Source organism: Verrucomicrobiia bacterium (assembly GCA_035574275.1).
Lineage (GTDB): Bacteria > Zixibacteria > MSB-5A5 > DSPP01 > DSPP01 > DSPP01.
The window spans coordinates 1-1,876 of sequence record DATLYY010000035.1 but is presented as its reverse complement, the minus strand read 5'-3'; the positions used below and the strand labels follow the sequence as shown (position 1 = coordinate 1,876).

Genomic DNA, 1,876 nt, shown 5'->3' with positions numbered 1-1,876 from the left:
TCCGTCCAAAGGGTGGTTCCCCCTGTGGCGGCATCATAGATGGTGAAGGTGACGGAATACGAGCCATCCGCCACTGGATTGCCACCGCCGTCCTTCAGGATACCTTGAAAGTTGATGAGCTGGGGGACGGCGCCAAAGGCGGCTAATGTCCACAGCGCGAGAAGCGCTGTCGGAATCGTCAGACTTGCGATGCGTTTCATCTTGAACCTCCTTCCGGTTTTAGTCTTCCAGTTGGGCTCGAGTCCGCCGGTTTTTCAACTCGTGAAGTTCTTTTTTCAATTCTTCAATCTGTTTGTGCTGCTCTTTTATCGCCTCGATGAGAAGGGCGTCAACGCCAATCGGTTCCAGCCGCTTGTAGCCGTTCGGGTCGGTTTTGACCCATTCCGGAATCACTTGTTCCACATCTTGGGCAATCAAGCCCCGCACCCGTCCGAATTCCTGGTCCATCCCTTCATTCTTCCAGCGGAAGGTTACCCCTTTTAATTGCAGAACGGACGCCAGCGCCCCGGAAATCGGCTCGATTTCCTTTTTCAGCCGGCGGTCGGAAAGATTGGACCAGACGCCGGTGTTGTTACCCGCTGTGCCGTTGACGTGCAAAAGGGCGGCCGGTGCGGAAGTTCCAATGCCTACGTTACCGTTATCCTTGATTACCATCTTTTCAGAGTACGCGCTGATGTCTCCCTGTGTGGAAAGCCGCCGGAAAAAAAGGTCTCCCGAGGGGCCCCAATCGATGACGCCGTTGGCGGAATTGTACACCAAATGGGTTCCCCGGATGCTGATGTTATCGGCGACATCCAGCATCTGACTGGGACTGTTCGTGCCAATGCCCACGCCGCCCGAAGCCCGGATTAGAAATTGATTCGCATCGGTGGAGGCAAAATCGGCATTCGTGCTGTCCGCCCAGACAAAACTGCCGGTGTGCGAGGCAACGGCGCGCCGCCCGGCGGCAAAAGAATAGTTCCCATCTGCGCGGTTCAATATTCCACCGGGAACAGTTGAATAATCGCCGCTGGCTCTATTCAAACTTCCTCCCCCTATTGTTGCATATCGTTTCAACGCCCTATTTGTTTGCCCGCCTGCAACCGTGGAAAATGAGTCGGCGGCTACATTTCGGCTTCCCCCACCCACCGTTGACCAATCCCCCAAAGCCGAATTAGAATCAATAAGTGCAAAGAAACTCCCTCCTCCACCAACGACCGAAAACTGCCCCCGGGCTTTGTTTAGTGCTCCGCCACCAACGGTCGAAGCAGTTCCGCTGGAAACATTGTCAAGACCGCCAGCGATCGTTCCCGCATCTCCTGAAACAATGTTGTTGTCGCCTCCGCTTACAGTTGCAAAGATTTGCGAAGCAACGTTACGGCGTCCGCCGCTTACCGTTGCCCGTTCCCCCGACGCAGAATTGGAGTCCGCCGCACTTGAACCTCCTCCACCGCCCACCGTAGAGTATTGCCCTTTGGCTCGGTTGAAACCACCGCCAGCAATCGTTGCACCTATTCCGGAGGCAATATTCAAAAAACCTCCGCCGACAGCGGAGTAGTCGCCACTGGCCGTGTCGCCGCTGCCGCCGTCAACAACGGAATAATTACCGGTTACTCCATTTCTGTAGCCCGCCACAAACGCATCCGCGCCCGTATTCGTATTAGGACCAATAGTGACCTTCGTCTTGATGGTCCCGCCCAAGGCGCTGTCCACCGAGTTGACCCGGTAGGCGTAGCCGACGGAAACCAGCCGCTGCCGGGGCATCTCCGGGTCGGGAGAGACCGCAATGCCGAGCCAGCGCTCCGAACTCTGGAACACGGCATCCGGAATTGGATTGGAAGAACCCAAAAGCACGGCAAAAAGGCCGCCGGAAGTAGTTACCGATTGGGTTTCCGTC

At 56.2% G+C, this 1,876-nt stretch carries 2 protein-coding genes; both read right to left on the bottom strand.

Going from position 1 to position 1,876, the window contains the following annotated elements:
- Nucleotides 1-200: hypothetical protein (locus tag VNL73_05605; protein ID HXF48884.1), on the bottom strand; the 200-nt coding region annotated here is incomplete at its 3' end.
- Between the two features lie 19 nt (nt 201-219).
- Nucleotides 220-1,876: tail fiber domain-containing protein (locus VNL73_05600; protein HXF48883.1), on the bottom strand; the 1,657-nt coding region annotated here is incomplete at its 5' end.